Origin of the sequence: Aureibaculum marinum (assembly GCF_003813905.1) — a bacterium.
Lineage (GTDB): Bacteria > Bacteroidota > Bacteroidia > Flavobacteriales > Flavobacteriaceae > Aureibaculum > Aureibaculum marinum.
Window position 1 is genome coordinate 1 of record NZ_RPFJ01000043.1, and the last position, 948, is coordinate 948.

Annotated in this window: 1 pseudogene; it reads left to right on the forward strand. The window is 47.6% G+C overall.

Annotated elements, in window-relative coordinates:
* A pseudogene (locus EGM88_RS15835) lies at positions 1-948 on the forward strand (hypothetical protein); the annotation flags it as partial.

The following is a 948-nucleotide window of genomic DNA, read 5'->3' on the forward strand; positions in this document are numbered from 1 at the left end:
GAACAAGGAATACAAGGATTAACGGGTGCTACTGGTGCTCAAGGTCCTAAAGGTGATACCGGTGCAGCTGGTGCAGACGGAACTAACGGTACAAATGGTATCGACGGTAAAGATGGTGCCAAAGGCGAAAAAGGTGAAAAAGGTGAACAAGGAATCCAAGGATTAACAGGTTCTACTGGTGCTCAAGGTCCTAAAGGTGATACGGGTGCTGATGGTGCAGACGGTGCCAAAGGCGATAAAGGTGATCAAGGTGAAAAAGGTGAACAAGGAATCCAAGGATTGACAGGTGCTACTGGTGCTCAAGGTCCTAAAGGTGATACGGGTGCAGCTGGTGCAGACGGAACTAACGGTACAAATGGTATCGATGGTATAGACGGTGCCAAAGGTGAAAAAGGTGATCAAGGTATTCAAGGATTAACGGGTGCTACTGGTGCTCAAGGTCCCAAAGGTGATACTGGGGCAACTGGTGCAGACGGAACTAACGGTACAAATGGTATTGACGGTAAAGACGGTGCCAAAGGCGATAAAGGTGAAAAAGGTGATACGGGTGCAGCTGGTGCAGACGGAACCAATGGTACAAATGGTATCGACGGTAAAGATGGTGCCAAAGGTGATAAAGGAGATCAAGGCGAAAAAGGTGAAAAAGGAGAACAAGGAATCCAAGGATTGACAGGTGCTACTGGTGCTCAAGGTCCCAAAGGTGATACTGGGGCAGCTGGTGCAGACGGAACTAACGGTACAAATGGTATTGACGGTAAAGATGGTGCCAAAGGTGATAAAGGTGATAAAGGTGAAAAAGGAATTCAAGGATTAACGGGTGCTACTGGTGCTCAAGGTCCTAAAGGTGATACGGGTGCAACTGGTGCAGACGGAACTAACGGTACAAATGGTATTGACGGTAAAGACGGTGCCAAAGGTGATAAAGGAGATCAAGGTGAAAAAGGTGAA